This is a genomic window from Pseudomonas trivialis, assembly GCF_036864995.1.
Lineage (GTDB): Bacteria > Pseudomonadota > Gammaproteobacteria > Pseudomonadales > Pseudomonadaceae > Aquipseudomonas > Aquipseudomonas trivialis.
On record NZ_CP142151.1, the window covers coordinates 4,367,645 to 4,392,842 of the forward strand.

The window sequence follows — 25,198 nt, forward strand, 5'->3', positions numbered from 1 at the left end:
GGACAGCCTCGGGAAGGGGGTGTGCTTTGAGGCCGTGCATTCTAGCGTAAACCTTCGCCAACGGCACCCGAAACGGCACCGCTGGCCGTCGCCGAACGTCAGTTGGCCGCGATTGCACCCTATCGGGGCAAAATCCCTGGCGTTGGGCGCAGTTATTTTAACCGTCACAATCGTGCGCCAACCCACGTTTCTGCGGGCTGCAGCACAGTTTTTGCGGCGCTAGCAGACAAGTGCGCCGCTGTCGAGATATGGCGCCACGGGCCGTTTGCGTATACTGCGCAGATGTTCTCCCCAACTGCTTTGCGCCCGCGATGCGCCAAATGGCTGCTCGCAACCGGACTCTTCCTGATGCTCAGCGCCTGTGTTGACAAACCCAGCACGCTCGAACGAATCAAGGAGGATGGCGTATTGCGGGTGATCACCCGGAACAGCCCCGCTACTTATTTCCAGGACCGCAACGGTGAAACCGGTTTCGAGTACGAACTGGTCAAGCGCTTCGCCGATGACCTGGGCGTAAAGCTCGAGATCGAGACCGCCGACAACCTCGATGACCTCTTCGGCCAATTGGGCAAGCCCAACGGCCCGGTGCTCGCCGCCGCTGGCCTGGTGCGCAGCGAGCCGCGCCAGCAGCAGGTGCGCTTCTCCCATCCGTACCTGGAAGTGACCCCGCAGGTCATCTATCGCAATGGTCAGTCACGCCCGACCAACGCGGCGGACCTGGTGGGCAAGAAGATCATGGTGCTCAAGGGCAGCACCCACGCCGAACAACTGGCGGCGCTGAAAAAACAGAACCCTGCCATCGAATATGAAGAATCCGACGCCGTCGAGGTGGTCGACCTGTTGCGCATGGTGGACGAGGGGCAAATCGACCTGACCCTGGTCGACTCCAACGAAGTGGCGATGAACCAGGTGTACTTCCCCAACGTGCGCGTGGCCTTCGACCTTGGCGATGCCAGCAACCAGAGCTGGGCCGTGGCCGCAGGCACCGACAACAGCCTGCTCAACGAGATCAACAGCTACCTCGACAAGGTGGAAAAGAACGGCACCTTGCAGCGTCTCAAAGACCGCTATTACGGGCATGTGGATGTACTCGGCTATGTCGGCGCCTACACCTTCGCCCAGCACTTGCAGCAACGCCTGCCCAAATACGAGAAGCACTTCCGGGCCTATGCCAAGGAAGAAAAGGTCGACTGGCGGCTATTGGCGGCCATCGGCTATCAGGAATCGCTGTGGCAGCCGGCCGTCACCTCCAAGACCGGCGTGCGCGGCCTGATGATGCTGACGCAGAACACGGCCCAGGCGATGGGCGTGTCCAACCGCCTGGATGCCAAACAGAGCATCATGGGCGGCGCCAAGTACCTGGCTCGGATCAAGGATGAGCTGGACGACAAGATCGCCGAGCCGGACCGTACCTGGTTCGCCCTCGCCGCCTACAACGTGGGCACCGGCCATCTGGATGACGCGCGTATCCTGGCGAAGAAGGAAGGCCTGAACCCGAACAAGTGGCTGGACGTAAAGAAGATGCTGCCGCGCCTGGCGCAGAAGCAGTGGTACAGCAAGACCCGCTACGGTTACGCCCGCGGCGGTGAGCCGGTGCACTTCGTGGCAAACATCCGGCGTTACTACGACATCCTCACCTGGGTGACCCAGCCGCAGCTTGAGGGCAACCAAGTTGTGGAAGGCGACCTGCATGTGCCGGGCGTGGACAAGAGCAAGCCGCCGGAAGACAACCCCAAACTCTGAGTACAGTACAAAAACCAATGTGGGAGGGGCTTGCTCCCGATGGCGGTGAATCAGTCGCGGTATTGATTGACTGACACTCCACTATCGGGAGCAAGCCCCCTACCACATTTGGATCTGCATTGCTGGCTGGATCTGCATTTGGGCTTAAAAGCCGGTGATCAGGTGTACGACACCGCCTGACAACACCATCACCCCTGGCACCCCTGCCGCCTTTAACGCCGCCTCATCCAACCGCCCCGCCTCCTGCAGTTGCACCCTCACACGCGTCAGCGCCACCCGTTGCTGCGACTTGAGGTTATCGGCCCCGCCCAATGCACTCAACACCTCAGCCGACAACAGCCCCGGCACCGGCGCGGCGTCCGTCTCGGCGATCAGGTCCGGGGTCAGGGCCTTCCAGAATGCCTGCTTCAATTTGTCCAACATGCTCAGTTCTCCCGCACAGGTGAGGTGTCGACGCTGGCCGCGTGAAATTGGCGCAGGGCCTCGCGCACGTGGGCGGCCTCTTCCAGGCCCAGCACTTGGCGAGCGATAAGCTGGCAGTCGGTCAGCGCCCGCTCACGCACCGTGGCCTTGATGGTGGGAATGAGCGGCACGCTGACCGACAGCTCGTCCACCCCCAGGCCGATCAACAGCGGCACCGCCAACATTTCCGACGCCAGTGCGCCGCACACGCCCACCCACTTGCCGTGGGCATGGGCGGCCTTCACGGTACTGGCGATCAGGCGCAGCACTGCCGGGTGAAAGCTGTCGGCCTGGCTGGCCAGCCGGGGGTGGTCGCGGTCCATGGCCAGGGTGTACTGGGTCAGGTCGTTGGTGCCGATGGAGAAAAAATCCACATGGGGCGCAAACACATCCGCCATCAGCGCGGCGGACGGCACTTCGATCATGATGCCCAGCTTGGGCAATTCACTCAGGCCCAGCGCCTGCGCCTCCTCCTCCAGCATCTTGCGCGCCAGGTGCAGCTCCGACAGCAGGCTGACCATCGGCAACATGATATGCAGCCGCGCCAGCCCAGCACTGGCGAGGATCGCTCGGAACTGTTCGCGCAACAGTTCGGGACGCTCCAGACACAGACGAATGCCGCGCAAGCCCAGAAAAGGATTGGCCTCCGCGTCCATCGGCACATAGGCCAGCGGTTTGTCGCCGCCAACGTCAAGGGTGCGCACCACCAGACTGCGCTCGGTGCCCAGGGCACGGGCGATGGCGCTGTAGGTGCCCGCCTGTTCCTCGGTGCCCGGCGCGCGGTTGCGGTCCAGGTAGAGAAACTCCGAGCGCAGCAGGCCGACGCCCTCGCCGCCCAGGGTCAGGGACTGCTGTACCTCCTGCAACGAGGCGACGTTGGCGGTGATGTCGATGCGATGCCCATCGAGCGTAATGGCAGGCGCTGACGCCTGTGCCATGTCCCGCTCACGCCGCTGTAGCTGCTGTTCGCGCTCGACTTGCAGTGCTTCGATTTCGGCCAGGTCCGGCGCCAGGTGCAACTCGCCCTTGTCGGCGTCGAGCAATACCTGCTTGCCATTGGCCAGGGCCAGCACCTGCATGGGCACGCCACACAGTGACGGCAGGCCAAGGGCGCGCGCCAGGATCGCGACGTGGCTGGTGGCGCCGCCGCCGACGGTGACAAACCCCAGCACCTTGCCGGTATCCAGGCCGGCGGTTTGCGACGGGGTGAGTTGCTCGGCGATCAGGATGGCGCACTCGGGCAACTCCCAGGCGCTGTCCTGAACGCCCAGAATCAGCTTCAGCACACGCCGGCCGACATCGGCCAGGTCCGCCGCCCGCTCGGCGAGCAGCGCATTGCCCATGCCGAGGAACAGCCTGGCGGTTGAGGTGGTGGCACTGTTCCAGGCGTACGCGGCGCTTTTGCCCTTGGTGAGCAGACCATGGGCCTGCTCCAGCAGGGTGGGGTCGTCGAGCAGTTCCTGATGGGCGCGGAAGATCTGCGCCTGGGCGCTGCCGGCCGCCTTGTCCTGGAGCGCCTGCAAGGCTTCGGCGGCGGCCATCAGCGCACGGGTGAGCGTTGCGTGTTCAGCCGAGGTGCCGGCGCCGTTTTCGATGATGTGCAGCGCCGGTTCAGCCACTTGAAACACCTGGCCGAACGCCGAGCCCGGTGACGCGCACACGCCGCGCAGCAAGGTCGCCGACGCATCGGGCGTGGCCGCTTGCGCTGCCTGCGGCGCAGCCTCGACGGTCTCGCCGCAACCCTGCGCCAACAAGGTGACCAACGCCTTGATCGCCGCGTCAGCATCCTCCCCTGTCGCGCTGACCTGCAAGGTATCGCCCTGCACGGTTTGCAGCGCCATGATCGCCACCAGGGACTTGGCATTGGCGCTTTGGGTTTGCTTGTGCAAGTGAACGGTGGCCTTGAAGCCTTTGGCCGTCTGCGCCAGCACCGCCGCGGGGCGCGCGTGCAGACCGTTGGCATTGGGCAGGGTCAGCGGCTCGGAGAACACGGCATTGCCCTCGTCCCTGCCGGTTACCTCATCTGCGTCGGCGGGCGACACCTGCATCAGTGGCTGCCCGACCACTACCGTGTCGGCGTCCGGCGCCAGCAGCACAAACGGCTCGCCGCTCGCCACCAGCACCAGCGTGAGCAAGCTGCGGGCATTGAGCGCGACGTAGTCGGCATCGAACTCGATCAGCGCTTGCCCGGCCTCCACCCGCTGGCCTTCCACAACCAATCGGGTGAAACCCTTGCCGGCCAGGTGCACCGTGTCCAGGCCGATATGCATCAGTACCTGCACGCCGTTGTCGTCGGTGACGCTGACGGCGTGCCCGGTGTCCTGGATATTGCTGATGACCCCGGCGAACGGTGCGCAGAGGGTTTGCGAAGTAGGGTCGATGCATATCCCATCGCCAATCATGCGGCTGGAAAATACCGGGTCGGGCACCTGCTCCAGCGCCAGCAGCACCCCGGACAGGGGCGCCAGCAGTTCCAGGGGTTTGGATAGGGTCATGACTTCACCTGTTGTTTTTTGAGTGGGTCCGCGTTCATTTCCACCAGTATTCAACCTGCACCCCCACGTTCGAACCATGCTGGGCACTGCCGTAGGCACCGGTGTCGGACAACGCCGAACCGGCCGCCAGTTCATTCGCCGCACGCTTGGCCGCCGCGTTCCAGGTCGCATAGGTGTAGTACAAACGCACCTCCGGCCGCGCCCAGAATTCCGGGCCCTTGGGTGACCAGGTCGGGGCGAAGGTGAATTTGCTCAGCTTGCGCGTTCCGCCGGCGGCGTCGACCTGATCATGGCCGAGTTCGGTGACCAACTTGAATTGCTCGGTGAGCGCATACGCGGGGCGCACGCCGATGGACATCCAGGTCTGGTCCTGGCTGCCGGGGCGAATGTCCTTCTGGTACACCGCCTCGACCTGCCCACCGAAACGCGGAGTCACCTGCCAGTCGAAGAACTCGACGGCGCGGTAACTTTTGCTGCTCTTGTCGAGAAAGGTGTTGCCGGTGTAGCCCAGGCCCGTGCCGGGGCCTTCGCCGTATTGCAGGGCGAATTTGTTCTTGCCGCCCAGAAAGCCCGTTTGCACATGCTGCGCCGTCAAGGCCCAGCCGCTGTTGGTGTCGCGCCCACCGGCTCTGGCGATGTAACTCAAGCCCAGTTCCAGCTCGCCGCCGGGGTTGGTGTTGAAGCCGGCGACGTTGAAGTCGTGACGGGTGGCGTATTCCTTCTGGTACAGGTTGTCCTTGCGCGACAGCGCGTAGCTGTACTTGAGGCCGCCGATCAGCACGTCCTCGATACCGCCGCCGGTGGCGCTCTGGTTCCAGTAGTAGAAGTCGGAAATATGGATGTCGTTGCGTTTGTAGTAACGCCGCCCGGCCCACAGCGATCCGCCGTTAAGGGCGGGCAGGTTCGACCACTGCGCGTACAACTGCGGCATGCGCGCCGAGCCGTTGTCTTCGCCCTGAAACGTGAGGGCGCGATCATATTTGTTGTACAGCGACGCCATCGCATCGACGCTGAATACCGAACCGTCGTCGAGGGTCAGCAGGTCCTGGCGCAACTCCAGTTCACCGTATTGCTCGCACTCGTTGCCCAACCGATACTTGGTCTGCGCACCCGGCAGTTGGAAGCATTGCTGCTTGCCACTGCCCGTGGACGTCCCCACGCCACTGCGCAAATAACCGGAAAATTCCAGCGCCTCGGCGCCGAACGGCAGGCTCAGACAGGAAGCAACGAGGCCCAGCTTTATAGTTGTTTTCATGACGCACTCCACTCATTTTTATTATGGTTTTGAAGCGCCCCCGCATGCCCATGCGGGGGTTACAACGAGGCTCAGTCCTTGAGGTGCAACACAAAGGATTCATAAGGACGCAACGCCACCGTGCCCGTACGCGCGGGGCAATCGGGGTAGTTGCTGATCAGCAGGCGTTGCTCGCTCGCTGCATTGATCACGTACCCAGGCAACTGGATGTCGCAGGGCTGGCCGTAAAAATTGTTGACCACCAGCAAGCGTTCGCCGTGGCCTTCGCGCAGGTAGGCCCAGACCTGCCGATGGCCTTGCAGCAACTCGCAGTAAACGCCTTCCTGGATCAGCGGTTCGCGGCGGCGCAAGGCGATGAGTGCGCGGTAGTGATGCAGCACCGAATCCGGGTCATCCCGCTGGCAGTCGACGTTGATCTGCGCCGCATTGGCCGGGATGCCGATCCACGGTTCGCCGCTGCTGAAGCCGGCGTTCGCCGCGCTGCTCCATTGCATTGGCGTGCGCCCGTTATCGCGCGACTTCTGCATGATCGCCGCCATGCTCGACGCCTCGGACTCACCGGCATCGCGCTTGAGGCGGAAGATGTTCAGGGTCTCCACATCGCGGTACTGCTCGATCCGGTCGAACCCCGGATTGGTCATGCCCAGCTCTTCGCCCTGGTACACAAACGGTGTGCCCTGCAAAAAGTGCAGCGCGGTGGCGAGCATCCTCGCCGAGACCACGCGATGTTCGCCGTCGTCACCAAAGCGCGAGACCACCCGCGGCTGGTCATGGTTACACCAGAACAGCGCGTTCCAGCCGCCGCCGGCCTGCATGCCCAGCTGCCAGTCGGAGAAAATGCGCTTGAGCTGCAGAAAATCGAAGTCGGCACGCACCCACTTCTGCAGGTTGGGGTAGTCGACTTTCAGGTGATGAAAATTGAAGGTCATCGACAGCTCTTTCGACTCCGGCCGCGAGTAGCGGATGCAGTGCTCCAGGCTGGTGGAGGACATCTCGCCGACGTTGATCAGGTCATGGCCTTCGAAGACTTCGCGGTGCATTTCCTGCAGGTACTGGTGCACGTTCGGGCCGTCGGTGTAGAAGCGCCGGCCGTCGCTGCTGTCTTCGGGGAAATCGGCGGGCTTGGAGATCAGGTTGATCACGTCCAGGCGGAAACCGCCCACGCCCTTGTCGCGCCAGAAGCGCATCATCTTGAACACCTCGGCGCGTACCTTGGGATTGTCCCAATTGAGGTCGGCCTGGGTGTGGTCGAACAGGTGCAGGTAGTACTGCCCGGTCTGCGCTTCGTACTCCCAGGCCGAGCCGCCGAACTTGGATTCCCAGTTGTTCGGCTGGTCGCGCCAGATGTAGAAGTCGCGGTACGGATTGTCGAGGCTGCTGCGCGCCTGCTGGAACCACTCGTGCTCGATGGAGGTGTGGTTGACCACGATATCGAGCATCAACTTGATGCCGCGTTTGGCCGCTTCGCCGATCAGCAGCTCGCAGTCGGCCATGGTTCCGTAGCTGGGGTCGATGGCGTAGTAATCGCTGATGTCGTAGCCATTGTCGCGCTGCGGCGAGCGCAGGAATGGCGTGATCCACAGGCAGTCGACGCCCAGCCACTGGAGGTAATCGAGCTTGTCCACGATGCCGAGCAGGTCACCGGTGGCGTTACCCGCGTGGCTGTGGAAGCTTTTGGGGTAGATCTGGTAGATCACCGAGTGTTGCCAGTTTTGCATGGCGGGTTCCTTCAGTAGAATTTTGTGCCGTCGAGGAGGGACTCATCGGGAGCAAGCCCCCTCCCACACTTGAACTGCATTCCAACGGTGGAAGGGGGCTTGCTCCCGATAGCGGCAGGTCAGGCAACCCTGTACCCGGGCCGAACGATCTTCATGCTCAACACACAGGTCAAAACAAACGGCACGACCATCGCGATCACCATGCCCACCACAAACACCGGGATGGCACTCGGCATGATCGAGATAAACCCGGGCAACCCGCCCACGCCGATGGCCGACGCCTGCACCTTGTTCAGCGCGAGGAAAATGCTGCCCAGGGCCGAGCCCAGCAGCGCGGCATAGAACGGAAACTTGAAGCGCAGGTTCACGCCGAACATCGCCGGCTCCGTGATGCCGAAGTAGGCGGAAATCGCCGAGGTCGAGGCCATGCTTTTGTCCCGCGCGTTGCGGGTCATGTAGAACACCGCCAGCGCGGCGCTGCCCTGGGCCAGGTTGGACATGACGATCATCGGCCAGATAAAGGTGCCGCCCTGGGTGGAGATAAGCTGCAGGTCGACGGCGAGAAACATGTGGTGCATGCCGGTGATCACCAGCGGCGCATAGAGCAGGCCGAAAATCGCGCCGCCGAGCATGGGCGCGATTTCGAACAGGGTGACCAGGCCTTCGGTGATCAGGATGCCAAGGTGACGCGTCACCGGGCCGATGATCGCCAGCGCCAGCACGCCGGTCACCACGATGGTGGTGATCGGCACCACCAGCAGTTGAATGGCATTCGGCACCCGCGCGCGCAGCCATTTTTCGATCACGCTCATCACAAAGGCCGCCATCAGGATCGGCAGAATCTGCCCCTGGTAGCCGACCTTCTCGATCCGGAACCAACCGAAAATATCGAAGTACGGCAGGCTCTGGCCGTCGAGCCCGGCAACGGCCTTGCCGTAGTTCCAAGCGTTGAGCAGGTCGGGATGCACCAGCATCAGGCCGAGCACGATGCCGAGAACTTCACTGCCGCCGAACCGCTTGGCCGCCGACCAGCCTACCAGCGCTGGCAGGAACACGAATGAGGTGTTGGCCATCAGGTTGATCAGGCTCCACAGCCCGTCCAGGTTCGGATAGGCCTCCAGGAGGGTCTGGCTCTCGATGAACATGCCCTTGGCGCCCATCAGGTTGTTAATGCCCATCAGCAGACCGGCGATGATCAGCGCCGGCAGGATCGGCATGAACACATCGGAGAACACCCGCACCAGACGCTGCATGGGGTTGGTCTTGTCGCCGCCGGCTTTCTTCACGTCGGCAATGGTGGACGCCGCCAGACCGGTCAGCTCGCGCAGGGCGGCGTAGACCTTTTCCACTTCGCCGGGGCCGATCACCACCTGGAACAGGCCACCGGTGAAGAACGACCCCTTGACCAGATCGACCTGGTTCAAGGCGCTGACTTTGACCAGGGCGGGGTCCTTGAGCGCCAGGCGCAGGCGCGTCACACAGTGGGCGGCTTGCTCAAGATTATCGCGCCCGCCAAGGTTCTCGAGGATCTCGCGGGCGATATTGGAATAGTCGTGGCTCATGCTTGTGGTATCCACTTTGATTTTTTTATTGAGGGCAGCCATTGGCAGCACGCCGAGAGCAAAACTACTCGTACAGACGAGTTAAAGCAATAACTCGTCTGTACGAGTTTCGTAACGTTTGATTTTCCGAGTTTTTAGTCAGACATTTCTGATCATCCGCCCGCGTCCAATGGACAAACCCCACCTCTGCCACTAAGGTTCCTGCCTTGAACGCGCCGTTCACCTTCATAACGCCGGCACAGAGCCATCCCCATGAGCAAATACAACCAGATCTATACGGATCTGCTTGCCAGCATCACCACTGAACGCCTGCAGCGCGGCACGCGCCTTCCCTCCGAAACCGAACTGATGGACAGCTACCAGGCCAGCCGAGGCACCGTGCGACGCGCCATCGAGCAGTTGCAGGAGCGCGGGTTCGCGCAAAAGATCCACGGCAAGGGCACGTTCGTGCTGTCGCCCAACCCCATCGAATTTCAACTGGGCGGCATCGTCAGCTTCCATGAAACCCACGCCGATCTGGGCGATGACGTGCACACCGACGTCGTCGAGTTCACCCAACTGGCGCTGGAAGGCTCACTGCTGCAACACTTCGAAGCCGAACCCGGCACGTTGATCACCCGCATCAAACGGGTACGGCGCATCGGCGGCAAACGGGTGATCCTCGACATCAACCACTTCATCGCCGACCTGATCCCGGGGCTGGATCGCTCGATTGCCGAACAGTCGATCTATGCTTTTATCGAAGAAAAGTTACAGCTGCAGATCAGCTACGCGCAGCGCACCATCGAAGCCCTGCCCCGCAGCAAGGACGACCAGGCGCATCTGGACCTTGATGGGCAGAGTCATGTGATTGTGGTGAGTAACCAGACGTTTTTGCAGGATGGACGGCAGTTCGAGTACACCGAATCGCGGCATACGTTGGACAAGTTTTATTTTTCGGATGTGGCGCGGCGGTAGGCTGAGCGTGAGCATCGAGGGATACTCAACCAACACCATGGAAAATGTCATGACTGATAAACCACCTGCCGAGGCCTCCATTGGCAGTGGTGCGTGATGACCCATGATGAGTAGATATTTTCCTTCTTGTCGGGCCGGCCTCTATACAGCCTGCATGGTGATGGTCAGCGCGCTGCTCATCGCCTGCCAATCACCGCGCGAGGCACTGCAACAGCTGGCTGAAGAGCACGACCGGCAATTGGAGGTTTTGTCGGGACACAGCTTCCCCCTCGTCATACTTGCGCCGCACACTGCAGAAAAGATGACTCGCCTGCGGGTCTACCTGGAAGGCGATGGCCATGCCTGGGCGACGGCCACTCAACCCAGCCTGGATCCGAGCCCGCACACTCTGTTGGTGCCACGGCTGGCGGTCGATGATCCGACACCGAATGTGTACCTGGCACGCCCCTGCCAGTTCGTCATGACCGCAGCCTGCGAACCAGCACTCTGGACCCATCGACGCTTTTCTCAGGAAGTGGTCACCCGCCTCAGCCAGGCGCTGGACGAATTAAAACGACGATATGGCAACAGCGAGTTCGAACTGGTGGGGTATTCAGGTGGCGCCGCTCTCGCCTTATTGTTAGCGGCGCAGCGCAATGATGTTACCCAGGTGCAAACCCTGGCTGGCAATCTCAGTCCACGCCTGTGGGCGACGATGAAAGGACTGTCGCCACTCGACGGTTCACTGGATCCGTTGGACTATCGTGATCGACTCGCCTTGGTACCGCAGCGTCATCTCATCGCACAAGCAGACCTGATTATTCCAGCTGGTTTAGCTGACAAGTACCAACAGGCGCTTGGCTCTCCCCTCTCTCAATGCGTCCAGATACCCGGCGCAAGCCATGACGGGGGTGGGAAGCGACATGGAGCCGATGGGCTGAAACGCCGTTGGCACATGAAAATTCTGAGATTAAGGGCGGACAGGTCCGTTTAAAAACATCCGAATAGTGCCCGACCCAAGCACGACCGCAACGGCGCAAATTAAGTTCCGTTTATTGCTGACCAACCCCGTATAACCTCAAAAAACAGCCATGGCGTCGCATTTTCAGCTTTTTTCCGTCCTTGAATCTTTTTTTATGATGAATTTTCTTACACGCATCGTGTAAATTCGCACGCGCTTGAATCAGCCATTCACTGACAAGCTGGCAGGGAGCCAAAGAAAGACGCTGACGCGTAGGTTGTTCCCTGTCAGTTTCTGCCCTGTAAGGATACTGCCTTGAACATTTCCCACCTGCGCCGCTCGTTGTTGGCGCTGTCCGTCGCGGCGACCACTGCCACGGCCCATGCCGCGTCCGCACCCGACCTCAACTACGATCTGAGCACAGGGGCATACAGCAGCTCCGGTGATGTTTTCAATAACGCCACCTTCAGCGGGACCTCGCACAATGCAGGTGTAGTGCTGAACGACTTGACCCTGGCGGGCAACCTGGTCAACCAGGGCAAAATCAACCTGACGGCTGCCAACCCCACCGACTTCCCGTCCGGTATCGCCATGACGCTCAATTCCAACGTCGGTGGCGACCTGGTAAATAATGGCGACATTACGGTGAGCGGCAAAGCCGTCGTCGGGCTGGACCTGTATCTGGCAAAGATCGCGGGTGAAGTGAACAACAACGGCAACATCACGGTAGCTGGCGTACAAGCCGAAGGCATGTTGATCACCTCGACCCAGGCGCGCGTCAATAACTCGGGCACTATCACCGCGCGTGGCACTGACTCTATGGGTATCGACATCGAGATGGCCCGCTTTACCGGTCAGATGACAGGCGCGCCCTTCCAGAGTGATATCAACAACAGCGGGACTATCTCCGCTGACGGGATCGGTATCCGCCTTCGCAGTCTCGACACCTCCGGCGGTTTCGACACCCTCTCCATCAGGCAGACAGGCGGCCTGATCGAAGGCGGCACTGCAGCCATTCTGGCGGACGACAATGCCTCCCCTTCGTACTTCTACTGGCAAGGTGGTCAGGTCAAGGGTGACCTGCTGGGCCTGAGTGGTGTGCTGGTACAAGGGGACGCGATGTTCGATGGCTCGACCATCCGCGCCGGTTTCGTCGATATCGACGGTGGCCGCCTGACGCTGCTTCGCCCGCAAACCACGATTGTGGGCGACCTCGACATGGACAGCGACACTGCGCGCCTGCGTCTGCTGCTGGATAACAACACACTGCCCAACACGCCGATCCTGAAAGTCACCGGCAATACCTTCTTCTCTCCAGGCAGCCAGATCGAACTGCAGGCTCGCTCCGACGACTTCCGCACGTCGGCCCAGGGCACCCGCTACACCCTCATCAACTCTGGCACTTGGGAAGAGCCGCAGAACCTGTCCGTGGTGTCCTCCTCGGCGCTGCTTGAGGTGAAGAACTTCGGCATTGAAGACCAGGACGTGAAAGCACTGGTTGCCACTCGCAGTGATGAGGTGATCACGCAAGACCTGCTGGGTGCCCGTGGTTCGCGCAACGCGGTGAACGCCATCAAGCCATTCAAGAACACTGTCCTGGGCTTGATGGATGAAAGCGACCCGGTATTCCAGCACTTCGCCAACGCTGCCACCCGTGAAGAGCTTGCCAAACTTGCCGAAACCCTGACCCCGGACGTCAGCCGTGGGGTGATCAATGCCGCCACCAACAGCCAGAACCTGGTTGCCAGTGCCATCAACCGCCGCGCCAGCAAAGCACGCAGCGGTCTGTCCTCCGGAGACGTCCTGGCAGAACAAGGCGTATGGATGCAGGCGCTGTCCAGCGATGCCAACCAGGACCGCCGCCACGGTATCGACGGCTACGACGCCAACACCCATGGCATCGCCGTGGGTGCCGACGGCAAGCTCAACACCGACACCACTGTTGGCCTGGCTTACAGCTACCTGACCAGCGACGTCAAATCCGACCTGGGCAACAAAACCGACGTGAGCGGCCATGCACTGACCCTGTACGGCAACTGGGCCCGTGACAACTTCTTTGTCGACACCTCGCTGATGTACGGCTGGAACGACAACGAGTCCAAACGCTACATCGCCGGTACCCGCGCCAAGGCCGACTACGACAGTGAGATCTTCGGCGTCAACGCACTGGCCGGCTACACCTTCCAGCTCGACAAGCAGTGGCTGCTGGAACCACAGGTCGGGGCGCGCTATGCCAATGTATCGATTGATTCGTACCGTGAAAAAGGCAGCTCCGCCGCCCTCAACGTCGGCAGCCAGCGTTATGAAATCGGCGAAATGGGCCTGGGCGCTCGCCTCGCGGCCGCTTTTGACGTAGGTGCGGGCAGCCTGGAACCGGAAGCGAAGCTGATGGCCTGGCACGATTTCATCGGCGACAAGGCCGGTACCACCTCCACCTTCGTGCTCGGCGGCACCCCGTTCACCACCACAGGCGCAACACCGGCGCGCGACAGCTACGAGCTGGGACTGGGCGCGAACTACCGTGTTGGCGCGTGGAGCGTGGGAGGGATGTACAACTACCTGACCAGCAGTGGTTTTAATGCGGACACGTTCACTGCGAACGTGCGTTATGACTTCTGATTAGCGTCCTGGTCTGAAACGACAAAGCCCGCTGATGCGGGCTTTGTTGTTTTGAAGCTGAGGGTAATGCGCTATCTGTTTTTTAGTTATAAAACAGGTGGGTGCGTATTAGCCTTACTCCCACTCAATCGTCGCCGGCGGCTTGCTCGACACGTCATACGTCACGCGCGAGATACCTTCGATCTCATTGATGATCCGCCCACTGACCGTCTCCAGCAGCTCATACGGCAGATGTGCCCAACGCGCGGTCATGAAGTCGATGGTCTCTACGGCACGCAGTGCAACAACCCACGCATAACGACGGCCATCACCGACCACGCCCACCGATTTCACCGGCTGGAACACCACGAATGCCTGGCTCACCTTGTGATACCAGTCAGCCTTGCGCAGTTCTTCGATGAAGATGTGGTCGGCGCGACGCAGCAGGTCGGCGTATTCCTTTTTCACTTCACCCAAAATACGCACGCCCAGGCCCGGGCCTGGGAATGGGTGGCGGTAGACCATGTCGTACGGCAGGCCGAGTTCCAGGCCGAGGCGGCGGACTTCGTCCTTGAACAGTTCGCGCAGCGGTTCTACCAGCTTGAGGTTCATTTCCTCGGGCAGGCCACCCACGTTGTGGTGGGACTTGATCACGTGGGCCTTGCCGCTCTTGGCGCCAGCCGACTCGATCACGTCAGGGTAGATGGTGCCCTGGGCGAGGTATTTGATGTTGTCCAGGTGTTTGGCCTGGGCATCGAAGACGTCGATGAAGGTGCGGCCGATGATCTTGCGCTTCTTCTCCGGGTCGGACTCGCCGGCCAGGTTGTCGAGGAACTGGTCCTCGGCGTTGGCGCGAATCACTTTGACGCCCATGTTCTCCGCAAACATGGCCATCACTTGCTCGCCTTCGTGCAGGCGCAGCAGGCCGTTGTCGACGAACACGCAGGTCAGCTGATCGCCGATGGCCTTGTGCAGCAATGCGGCAACCACGGAGGAGTCGACGCCGCCGGATAGGCCGAGCAGCACGTTGTCGGTGCCAACCTGGGCGCGCACGCTGGCGATAGCGTCTTCAGCGATTTTCGACGGGGTCCACAGGGCTTCGCACTGGCAGATGTCGAGGATGAAGCGCGACAGGATGCGCCCGCCCTGCTTGGTGTGGGTCACTTCCGGGTGGAACTGCACGCCATAGTAGCCGCGTTCGTCGTTGAACATGCCGGCAATCGGGCAGCTCGGGGTGCTGGCCAGGATATGGAAGTCTTCCGGCAATTTGGTGACCTTGTCACCGTGGCTCATCCATACGTCGAGGCCGAACAGGCCGTCGGCGTCGATGTGGTCTTCGATGCCGTCCAGCAGGCGGCTCTTGCCGACCACGTCGACGCGGGCATAACCGAATTCACGCAGCTCGGACCCTGCCACCTTGCCGCCCAGTTGCTCGGCCATGGTCTGCATGCCGTAGCAGATACCGAACACCGGCACGCCCAGGTCGAATACCGCTTGCGGGCAGCGCGGGCTGTCGGCTTCGTGCACGGACTCAGGGCCACCGGCGAGGATGACGCCTTTGGGGGCGAAGGCGCGGATCGCGTCGTCATCCATGTCGAACGGGTGCAGTTCGCAGTACACGCCGATTTCACGCACGCGGCGGGCAATCAGCTGGGTGTACTGGGAACCGAAGTCGAGGATCAGGATGCGGTGGGCGTGAATGTCGAGGGCCATGAAGTCAGTCTCGTCTAATGAATCAGAAACAACTCGGGGCTGAAAGAACAGCCCCGGTTACTTAACGTTTTGCTGGAAGCCTCAACCTACGCGGTAGTTTGGCGCTTCCTTGGTGATCTGCACGTCGTGGACATGGGATTCAGCCATGCCGGCGCCGGTGATCCGCACGAACTCTGGCTTGGTGCGCATTTCTTCGATGTCGGCGCTGCCGGTGTAGCCCATCGAGGAACGCAGGCCGCCCATCAGTTGATGGATGATCGCGCTCAGGCTGCCCTTGTACGGCACACGGCCTTCGATGCCCTCCGGGACGAGTTTCTCGGCGCCCGCCGATGAGTCCTGGAAGTAACGATCGGACGAGCCCTGTGCCTGGGACATGGCGCCCAGCGAACCCATGCCGCGGTAAGCTTTGTAGGAACGGCCCTGGAACAACTCAACCTCGCCCGGGGCTTCTTCGGTACCGGCGAACATCGAGCCCATCATCACGCAGGACGCACCGGCCACGATGGCCTTGGACAGGTCACCGGAGAAGCGGATGCCGCCGTCGGCGATCAACGGCACGCCGGTGCCTTCAAGGGCTGCGGCGACGTTGGCGATGGCGCTGATCTGCGGCACACCCACACCGGCGACGATGCGCGTGGTGCAGATCGAGCCAGGGCCGATACCGACCTTGACCGCGTCGGCGCCGGCTTCGGCCAAGGCCTTGGCGGCAGCGCCGGTGGCGATGTTGCCGCCGATCACCTGCACGTCAGGGAAGTTCTGCTTGACCCAGCGCACGCGGTCGATCACGCCTTTGGAGTGACCGTGGGCGGTGTCGACCACCACCACGTCAACGCCGGCAGCCACGAGGGCCGAGACACGGTCGCCAGTGTCCTTGCCGGTACCGACTGCCGCGCCGACGCGCAGACGACCCTGGTCATCCTTGCTGGCCAGCGGGTAAGCCTTGGCTTTTTCGATGTCGTTGACGGTCATCATGCCCTTGAGTGCGAACTTGTCGTCGACGATCAGCACGCGCTCGATGCGGTGCTTGTGCAGCAGCTCGCGCACATCGTTCTTGTCGGCGCCTTCCTTGACGGTGACGAGGCGCTCTTTAGGCGTCATCACTTCACGGACGGTGACTTCAAGACGGTTCTCGAAACGCACGTCACGGGAGGTGACGATGCCGACCAGGTCGCCATCGTGCAGCACCGGAACGCCGGAAATGTTGTGCATGCGGGTGAGGTCGAACAGGTCACGCACGGTGGCGTCAGCTTCGATGGTGATCGGATCTTTCACCACGCCGGCTTCATAACGCTTGACCTTGCGAACTTCGGCAGCCTGCTGCTCGATGGTCATGTTCTTGTGGATGATGCCGATGCCGCCTTCCTGGGCCATGGCAATGGCCAGACGGGCTTCGGTGACGGTGTCCATGGCAGCGGAAACCAGGGGAATATTCAGCTCGATGCCACGGGTTAGGCGGGTCTTGAGACTGACTTCGTTAGGAAGCACCTCGGAATAACCGGGCACTAGGAGAATGTCGTCGAATGTCAGAGCTTCTTGGCTGATACGCAGCATCGCGGGGGCTCCCGAGCGGGAAAATGGAAGCGCGCCATTATACTCAGACACCCCTCAGGTCTCAATGTAAAACTCTGACATATTTGGGAATACGGATAGGAGGGGTTACAGCTCGACCCTGACCCAGGCGATCTTCTGGTCCAGCCAATCGGCGAACTCATCGATAAAGCTCTGTTTGAACCCCGCCTCCGCCCAGTTGTTGAAGATGAAACCCAGGTTGGAAAACCCGCATTCCTGCAGGAACAGAAAGCCGTTGATGTCATCTTCATGCCCACACAGCGGGCAGGTGAAGTTGTCAGTGTGGCCGGGCATCCAGTCTTCCAGGCTCTCGAACAGCGCCTCGCCGATCTCCTTGAGGCATTGCGGGCAACCGGCCTCTTCGAGAAAGCCCTTGGCCGGGGTATAGATACAGCGCTTGTAGATGATCTCCAGCCCGTTGATCGGCTCGTTGAACGGCAGCGCTTCGGGGTGCAGCACCACGGCGCGGGCGCCGTCGGCCAGGCCGTAAGCCATGCGGTTGCCGGTGCGGCCACAGGTGGTGAGTTCTTCCTTGATGATGTTCTTGCGCACCAGCCAGCGCACGATCGCCCGTGCGCGGGGTTCGTGGACGGGCAAGGTGGAGATTTTCGGGACAAGGATGCTTTGGGAGTTCATTGGAGTCCTGCGGTGTGGCGGCTGACGCCATCGCAGGCAAGCCAGCTCCCACATTTAAAATGTGTTTACAGATCTAAATGTGGGAGCTGGCTTGCCTGCGATAAGGCCCTGAAGGCAGGCAGCTTAATCCCTGCCCCACACAGGTCAAGTGCTCAAATACCGTCCGATCAACGCAAGGCCGCTCGCCAGCACCAGCCACGTCACCACCTTCACAAACGCCTCGCGGGACAGGCGCATGGTCAATCGGCGCCCGAACCACAGCCCCAATCCCATCGCCGGCAACAGGCACAGCGCCAACAGCAAGAGAGGCCAGTCCGCATAGACCCCGGCCAGCAGAAACAGACTCAAGCGCACCAGCGTACTTGCGCTGATCAGCGCACTTTGAGTGGCCCGCGCCTGTTCCTTGGACAGCCGGCTGTTCAGGTAGATGGCATATAAAAAGCCGCCACTGCCGAACAACGCGCCGAACAGCCCACCGACAGTGCCCATGGGCATCGACCAGCCCGCCGCCAGTTGTGTCGGACGCGCCTTTACCAGAAGGCTGTAAATCGCGTAGGCGCTGATGAACAGCCCCATCAACAGCAGCAATAAATCCGAATGCAGGTTGAGCAAAAACACCACGCCCAGTGTGCAACCAATGGCCATGCACGGCAGCAGCCGCAACAGTTCCGCCTTGTTCACCTCGCGCCGGGTGTGCAACAGGCCGCCGAACGCGGCGACAAAATCCAGCAGCACCAGCAGCGGGATGATCTTCGACAACGGCATGAACAGCAGCAGAATCGGCCCCGCGATCAGCGCCGTGCCGAACCCGGCGACGCCGAACACGACGTAGGCCAGCACCACACCCAGGCCAATGACCAGCCAGTCCATCCCGCTAAAAGGCCAGTGGTTCAACAGTTCGATTGCAGTCATGCAGGCTCCTTGCTCATCGCCGCCCCTCAGCATAGTGCAGCCGCTCATGTGCACAAGGCCGTGGTGATTGCCCCGGGAATACCTATAAACTGCCACCCATGATTAAAGACCCGTTTGCCCGCCTGGGCCTGGACCGCGAAGTCCTGACTGTCAGCCAGCTCAACGGCCGCGCACGCGTGTTGCTGGAAGACGTGTTCACCAATATCTGGGTTGAGGGCGAGATCTCCAACCTCGCCCGCCCGGCCTCCGGCCATGTGTATTTCACCCTCAAGGACAGCGGCGCACAGGTGCGTTGCGCGCTGTTTCGCAACAACGCCGCGCGGGTGCGCCAGGCGCTGAAGGATGGCCTGGCGGTGAAGGTACGCGGCAAGGTCTCGCTGTTTGAGGGCCGTGGCGACTACCAGTTGATTCTCGACACGGTGGAGCCGGCCGGCGACGGCGCGTTGCGCCTGGCGTTCGATGCGCTGAAGGAAAAGCTCAGCGCCGAAGGCCTGTTCAGTGCCGAGCGCAAGGTGCCGCTGCCGATGCACCCACGGCGCATCGGCATTATCAGTTCACCCACCGGCGCGGTGATTCGCGACATTATCAGCGTGTTTCGCCGCAGGGCGCCGAACATCGAGCTGACCCTGATTCCCACCGCCGTGCAAGGGCGCGAAGCCATCCCGCAGATTGTGCGTGCACTCAAGCGCGCGGACGCGCGCGGGTTTGACGCGCTGATCCTCGCGCGGGGCGGCGGTTCGCTGGAGGACCTGTGGTGCTTCAACGAAGAAGCCGTGGCACGCGCGGTGGACGCGTGCGTCACGCCTATCGTCAGCGCGGTCGGGCATGAAACCGACGTGTCGATCTGTGACTTCGTGGCCGACGTGCGCGCCCCTACCCCCTCCGCCGCAGCCGAATTGCTCGCCCCCGACGCCAGCCACCTGGTGCGTCAGGTGGAGAACCTGCATCGCCGCCTGGTGATGCTGATGCGCAACCGCCTGCGCCACGACCGCTTGCGCCTGGAGGGCATGGCGCGACGCCTGCGTCATCCCGGCGAACGCCTGCGTCAGCAGGCCCAGCGTCTGGACGATCTCGACATGCGCCTGCGCCGCGCCTTCGAGCGCAGCCTCAATACCCGCCGCGAGCGCCTGATTCGCCTGGAAACGCGCCTGGCCGGCCAGCACCCGGGCCGCCAACTGGCCCTGCTGCGCCAGCGCCTGGACAGCCTGGCCGAACGCCTGCCCCGCGCCATGCGCGAAGGCCTCAAGGCACGCCGTCTGCAGTTGCAAAGCCAGGTGCAGACGCTGCAGGTGGTCAGCCCATTGGCGACGCTGGGCCGCGGCTACAGCATTCTTCTGGACGAGCGCGGCCAGGCCATTCGCAATGCCTCGCAAACCCACACCGGCCAGCGCCTGACCGCCCGCCTCGGTGAAGGCCAATTGCAAGTGCGGGTGGAAGACAACCACCTCACCCCTGTCACCCTTTCGCTACTGGATTGATCGATGCCACGCCTCCTGAGCCTGCTGATGCTGTTGTGCCTCGCATTCAACGCCCACGCCGACAGCTACATCACCCGAACCCTGAACAAACCGGTGCCCGGCGGCGTTGCGGTGGTCGACCTCGGCCCTGCGGCCGCCGCGCCGAAAGCCAGCTACCAGGGCAAGCCGGTGCTGGTGGTGAAGGAGCAGGACAACTGGCTGGCGATTGTCGGCATCCCGCTGACGGTCAAGCCGGGCAACGAGCGCATCAGCAGCGGTGGGCGCAGCCTGCCGTTCATCGTCGGTTACAAGAAGTACCCGGAACAGCGCATCACCCTGAAAAACAAAAGCCAGGTCAATCCCGAACCCGCGCAGCTCAAGCGCATCGAGGGTGAACTGGCGGTGCAGCTCAAGGCCTATCGCAGCTTCAGCCCCACGGTGCCGAGCAATCTGGTGCTGGACAAACCGGTCAACGGGCCGCTGTCCAGCCGGTTCGGCGTGCGCCGCTTCTTCAATGGTGAAGAACGCAACCCCCATTCGGGCCTGGACTTCGCCGTACCGGCCGGCACGCCGATCAAGACGCCGGTCAATGGCAAGGTGATTCTGGTGGGCAACTACTTTTTCAACGGCAACACCGTGTTCGTCGACCATGGCCAGGGCTTTATCAGCATGTTCTGCCACATGTCGAAGATCGATGTGAAAGTCGGCCAGCAACTGGTGCGCGGAGCGGTGGTGGGCAGGGTCGGAGCGACGGGCCGAGCGACCGGGCCGCACATGCACTGGAATATCAGCCTCAACGATGCGCGGGTGGACCCGGCGATCTTTATCGGTGCCTTTGAGCCGTAGTCAGCCCGCGAGATATCTTTTTAGCCGTTCAAGAAGCCTGGTCCTCCACACAACGGAGCGCTCAGCATGCCCTTACATTTACCGCGGAACCCCGACACGCCGAAAGGTCACTTATCCAGCAAGTTACAGGGAACGTGACCCACATCCTTTCAGGCTAGTTGGAGACACGCTTCGTGCTCACATCCGTCAGTTCACAACCTATCCCGTTACTTCACTCTGAGCCAGCCCCGGCTCTGACGCTCGCTGATACACTTGCTGCAACCAACAGAGAGACAGATCAACCGCCCTCGCAGCCCCAGTCGCGGCACTTGAGAGACGGTCTGAATGCCCCAATAAAACCCACGGTAGTACCCGTAGAGCCAGTGAGCTTATCCAACGAGCTCTCAAGACACTTCAAAGTCGGACCCGTTGAGTTTCTCATCTCTGAATACGACAATCTCAGCCTCAAGATGGCCCGACTGCAAAGAAAACAGCCTGCATTCAGAGACTTCGTAAACGCTCAGATTGAACAGGCATTTCCCCAGCTCAAACCCCTTGATCCAGCCGCGCTGTCGCTAGAGCGATCCAGACTGGGCGATGACGGCAGCACATCCGTTGCTGTGTCCAAAGAACCGCTTCTGGATGCGCTGACACGGGCTATTCAGGAAATTTACGCCTACCCGGATAAAAATTTTATCGACGAGCCAGGCGTCACATCGCAATTCATGCTCAAGACGGCGCCGACCGAAGCGGCCCGGCCCGTAACCGCTGCTGATTCACTGCACACAGTAGCCAGGCGTATTGCGACCCAATTTCCAGAAACCGTGAAAAACTTCTGGACCCAACCGAATCCAAAAGAAATCCTCAAAGATGCCGCCCAGGATCAGCTGCTGTCGTTACACAAGAAACAGCTGTCAACCCTGGCGGCACTGGGCGAGCAAGATGGCTACCTGAGTTCGCAAGCCAAGCAACTGGTGGATACCGTACTCCAGTACCCCACACGTGAAGAACGCAACCTGGCGTTTGCGCCAGAATCAAGGCCAGGCGTCTACCCGCTCTTGATCAATGACAACAGCGCCAGCGGTGCACGTCTGGCGGGAGCATGGCTAGTCACCAGCAAGGAAGGCTCTGCACCTGGGAACGACGATGGGCCTGTGGTGCTGTGCACGCCAAGTGAGGGCCTCGAACCCTTCGAGAACAGCGCTCAAGCGTTCCAGGTGCTGGCTCAACGGCTGGATGCACGGGGCACAGCCGCAACCCTGCTCGCAGAGGGTTTGCCTCTGTCGGCACAAAAGACTCACAGCCCTCTACGGGGCCAGGACCTGGTTTCAAGCCTTGCTCCGATTGAGGGCGACGTGATTGCCGAAGCGTTTACGCAATCGCTGAAGCGCCAGGCCGATGAGGTTCAAGCGACCCTCATGCAGACCATGTCCCCGGAAAACCAGATCCTGCACCCCACGCCTCTGCAAGACGCCGATATAGGCGCGGCTATCGATGAAGCGGCAGACTGGTCAGCGCATTTTGATGGCAACAATGCCATGCTCGCCCGTTACGAACGACTGGCCGATAAAAAACAGCCGCAGTGGCTGAAAAGTCTCACGCCCATCCAGATCCGGGGTTACCAGTATCTCGACCGTGTAGAGCAAAAGAGCGTTGAGACGCTGGCGCCTATGCTCGAGAAAATCCCCGCGCTGCATCAGTTCGCCAACCAGCAATTGAACCTGGCCCTGCAAAAAAAATACCCTGGGGCGACCATCGACGCTCAGATGACAAAAGTCGTGACTACGACGAAGTCGCGCATTCATACACGCTTCAGACACGGAGCGTACACCCCGGTCGACTACAAAACCAAGGAGGCATCGTTAACCGACCTGGCACTGAAAAACCCGACGGCATTTCCCGCAGGAGACAATGACAAGCACGTCCAGGACACTCTGCGAGCCAAGCTTCTTGATGCCCAAGGCGAACCTGTGCTGGACAGTGACGGCAAACCCAGGGTGCTGAAAACCGAAGAACTCCTGGCGTTGGTGGAAGACGCGGATGTAGGGGGCAAGTACCTCGACATGCTCCAAGCGCAATTGGCGCCGGATGCCAGCACCGGTGAGCCGCATAAACTGCGCTCAGCCTGGAAACACGCTCTGCGCAGCACCATGAACAAGCACGCCTACCTGGCAAAACTGAGCCCAACGGCCTATTCGGCTTCAGAAACAGACAGCGCGGGCAAATCATTGGCACCCCAGTGGGTCAGGGCAGTGATTGATTATCCTGACGCGGCCACACGCCCCAAGGTCGACGGCAAAACCGTCGTCGCCAACACGATGTCGTTCTACGGTGCGCCAGTCCAGGGCGTCACCGTGATCAGTAGCGGCGGGCGCTCGTCTCGGGTGCTCTACAGTCCCGAGGCACCTGACGGCATAGCATGGCGCGCGCTGGCCAGCCAACAGGAGCTGGAGACATTGATGAATAAACCAGAGTGGCAAGCCTACGCGCGCGCGCGCGTCAACTCGACGCCGCTGGAGTCGCTACAGAAAACGGTTAAAGACTATCGCGACAAAAACATCATCGGCACTCTGGAAAACGTTCAGAAAGCCCTTGAACCGAAAATCGCCTATCTCAGACCTGTTGACGGGGATATTCGCGATGCCCTGTACCAGCAGGTGTCGGATATCCTGATCAAGAACGCCGACTTGAGCTCAGTCAGCAATGCCGAGGTGGCCAAGGAATCGCGCTATAACAAAATGATGTTTGGCATCGAACTGGCGGGTGTCTTTCTGGACCTGGTGCCGATCATTGGCAAAGGGGTCTCGGCAGCTTCGAGGCTGACGAGAGCAGCGATGAAGATAATGCGGCTGCCGGGAAACTCTCTTGGAAAAATCCTCACCAAGCCCGGTCATCTGTCCAGGGCATTCTCCGATTTCACCGTTGTTGCCACAGGCCAGCCTATTCCCACCAGTCCGATTTCACGTCCCGTGTTCAAGCCATACGTGCAGACCCCAACCCTGGCACCTGGCACTGGCACCCTGGCAGTACCGTCCGGCCGGGCTACGCGGGTATTTCCTGCTCCGCCAAACAGCGCCGCTGCAAATCAAATTCAGGTGAACGTGCCCTCAACGTCTGCGGGCACCGGCACACTACCGGCAGCCATCAACAGCAACCAGGCACGGCCGCCGCGCCTGCCGGACTTCAGTCAGCACGCAGCCCCGCAAAGCGTACTTGATGGCACCAAACGAGCGGATGGCACGTTTCAAGTCGGCGACGACTTCTATATTCCTTTCACTGACGGTACTGGCGTGGAACGCGCCTATAAAATCAGCCCGATTTACAAGCTCGAAAGTGGCTCAGTAAGGGCTATCGATGCAAACAGCGGAAAACAATTCGCGTCTCTGGTACCCACTGGCACCGGAGGATGGAAGCTCAACAAGCTGAAGGGTGGGAAACCAGACCTGCCTTTGGACGACTACGTAGACAGGGTATTAAAGGGCTCGGCCGCAGATGACTTCGTTGATCCGGCCGAAATAGACAGGCTCAGAGAATGGTTCAGGCGTGACATGGGTCAGTTCTATGATTCCTTTTCTAACAGGCCGATGGCTGCGCGCCCGACAATAACGCCTGTCAGTGCCGACACAGCCCCAAGTGAACTGATCAAAAGTACGCTTTCCCGCCCTGATATTAACGGCTGGGTGATAGGGGAAAACCACGAACAAGTCGCGAGCCTGGATTTTTTAATCAACAATATGGAGCGATTCAAGGAGGCGGGGGTTACCACGCTTTATCTGGAAAACGCTTACTTTTTGGAACGCTCACCGACGCTCGCAGGAACGGCCTACACAGCAGATGATGCGAAATATCTGAGCCAGCGCTATCCAGAGGATAAATATGCAGACAGCGTACTGAGCATGGCCGATGTACTGAAGGCGGCACATAAACATGGCATCAAGGTCATCGGGTTGGAACATGCCGAACTGACAGGCCACATGAGCGAATATCAAAATTTCGTAAATAGCGAAGGCTTTTATATAGATCGTCTGGAAGAGTTCAACTACTTTGCCACTAAAATCATCGAAAACACTCCCAAGGGGGAGAAATGGGTAACGCTGGTCGGCAACGCTCATATGAACAATTACGTTGACCCATATACCGGCGGCGCCGTCCCTGGTATCGCGGAGCTCACAGGCGGGCTGGGCGTTTCAGTACGTGACGCCGCCAAAGGGGCCGCCAGCACTATCAGGGTACCTGCGCATACCAAAAACCTTACTGACGAGATGGAGTTCTGGGGAGGCGATGTGCAGATTGAACGCAATGTGGATAAGTACCTGAAGGCATAACGTACCGAGGGTTCGGGAGGGTGCGCCATGG

Annotated in this window: 15 protein-coding genes and 1 pseudogene; 7 read left to right on the plus strand and 9 right to left on the minus strand. The window is 60.8% G+C overall.

What is annotated here, in order from left to right; all coding sequences use genetic code 11:
• Positions 1-282 precede the first annotated feature (282 nt).
• A complete protein-coding gene (mltF, locus tag VRB54_RS19210; RefSeq protein WP_209984488.1) occupies positions 283-1,743 on the plus strand; it encodes a membrane-bound lytic murein transglycosylase MltF in 1,461 nt (486 codons plus the stop codon).
• 144 nt (positions 1,744-1,887) lie between these two features.
• Here the strand turns inward: mltF and VRB54_RS19215 are convergent, their stop codons facing one another.
• The 5 genes from VRB54_RS19215 to treP form a co-directional block, all read right to left on the minus strand.
• A complete protein-coding gene (locus VRB54_RS19215) occupies positions 1,888-2,166 on the minus strand; it encodes a PTS glucose transporter subunit IIB (RefSeq protein WP_338478397.1) in 279 nt (92 codons plus the stop codon).
• 2 nt (positions 2,167-2,168) lie between these two features.
• Positions 2,169-4,700: a phosphoenolpyruvate--protein phosphotransferase gene (ptsP, locus tag VRB54_RS19220; RefSeq protein ID WP_338478398.1), complete on the minus strand. Its 2,532-nt coding sequence runs from the start codon at positions 4,698-4,700 to the stop codon at positions 2,169-2,171.
• A gap of 34 nt (positions 4,701-4,734) precedes the next feature.
• Complete coding sequence (locus VRB54_RS19225; protein ID WP_338478399.1) at positions 4,735-5,955, minus strand: carbohydrate porin; 1,221 nt, start codon at positions 5,953-5,955, stop codon at positions 4,735-4,737.
• A gap of 71 nt (positions 5,956-6,026) precedes the next feature.
• Positions 6,027-7,673, minus strand: a complete 1,647-nt coding sequence (gene treC / locus VRB54_RS19230) for an alpha,alpha-phosphotrehalase (RefSeq protein ID WP_338478400.1) — start codon at positions 7,671-7,673, stop codon at positions 6,027-6,029.
• Positions 7,674-7,792: 119 nt separating this feature from the next.
• On the minus strand, positions 7,793-9,235 hold the full coding sequence (gene treP / locus VRB54_RS19235; RefSeq protein ID WP_338478401.1) for a PTS system trehalose-specific EIIBC component: 1,443 nt from the start codon (positions 9,233-9,235) through the stop codon (positions 7,793-7,795).
• Between the two features lie 252 nt (positions 9,236-9,487).
• On the opposite strand from treP, the gene treR reads away from it, so the two are divergent.
• From treR to VRB54_RS19250, 3 genes and pseudogenes are all read left to right on the plus strand, one after another.
• A complete protein-coding gene (gene treR / locus VRB54_RS19240) occupies positions 9,488-10,192 on the plus strand; it encodes a trehalose operon repressor (protein ID WP_338478402.1) in 705 nt (234 codons plus the stop codon).
• Positions 10,193-10,352: 160 nt separating this feature from the next.
• A pseudogene (locus VRB54_RS19245) lies at positions 10,353-11,179 on the plus strand (alpha/beta hydrolase).
• Between the two features lie 268 nt (positions 11,180-11,447).
• Positions 11,448-13,751 (plus strand): autotransporter outer membrane beta-barrel domain-containing protein, encoded by a 2,304-nt coding sequence (locus VRB54_RS19250; RefSeq protein WP_338478403.1) that lies wholly within the window; start codon positions 11,448-11,450, stop codon positions 13,749-13,751.
• Between the two features lie 114 nt (positions 13,752-13,865).
• Here VRB54_RS19250 and guaA read toward each other — a convergent pair whose 3' ends face one another.
• The 4 genes from guaA to VRB54_RS19270 all read right to left on the minus strand — a co-directional run bounded on the left by guaA (position 13,866) and on the right by VRB54_RS19270 (position 18,560).
• Positions 13,866-15,443 (minus strand): glutamine-hydrolyzing GMP synthase, encoded by a 1,578-nt coding sequence (gene guaA / locus VRB54_RS19255; RefSeq protein WP_003238499.1) that lies wholly within the window; start codon positions 15,441-15,443, stop codon positions 13,866-13,868.
• Between the two features lie 81 nt (positions 15,444-15,524).
• Positions 15,525-16,994 carry an IMP dehydrogenase gene (gene guaB / locus VRB54_RS19260; RefSeq protein WP_003238496.1) on the minus strand — a complete coding sequence of 490 codons (1,470 nt, stop codon included), beginning with the start codon at positions 16,992-16,994 and terminating at the stop codon, positions 15,525-15,527.
• A gap of 105 nt (positions 16,995-17,099) precedes the next feature.
• Complete coding sequence (locus VRB54_RS19265) at positions 17,100-17,648, minus strand: sugar ABC transporter ATPase (protein WP_209984525.1); 549 nt, start codon at positions 17,646-17,648, stop codon at positions 17,100-17,102.
• A 144-nt stretch (positions 17,649-17,792) separates the two neighbouring features.
• Positions 17,793-18,560, minus strand: a complete 768-nt coding sequence (locus VRB54_RS19270; RefSeq protein ID WP_338478404.1) for a sulfite exporter TauE/SafE family protein — start codon at positions 18,558-18,560, stop codon at positions 17,793-17,795.
• Positions 18,561-18,658: 98 nt separating this feature from the next.
• Between VRB54_RS19270 and xseA the strand changes: the two genes are divergently transcribed.
• From xseA to VRB54_RS19285, 3 genes are all read left to right on the plus strand, one after another.
• Positions 18,659-20,038, plus strand: coding sequence for an exodeoxyribonuclease VII large subunit (gene xseA / locus VRB54_RS19275; protein WP_338478405.1), 1,380 nt, complete (start codon positions 18,659-18,661; stop codon positions 20,036-20,038).
• A gap of 3 nt (positions 20,039-20,041) precedes the next feature.
• Positions 20,042-20,863: a peptidoglycan DD-metalloendopeptidase family protein gene (locus tag VRB54_RS19280; RefSeq protein WP_338478406.1), complete on the plus strand. Its 822-nt coding sequence runs from the start codon at positions 20,042-20,044 to the stop codon at positions 20,861-20,863.
• Positions 20,864-21,225: 362 nt separating this feature from the next.
• Positions 21,226-25,167: a membrane-targeted effector domain-containing toxin gene (locus VRB54_RS19285; protein WP_338478407.1), complete on the plus strand. Its 3,942-nt coding sequence runs from the start codon at positions 21,226-21,228 to the stop codon at positions 25,165-25,167.
• Positions 25,168-25,198 lie beyond the last annotated feature (31 nt).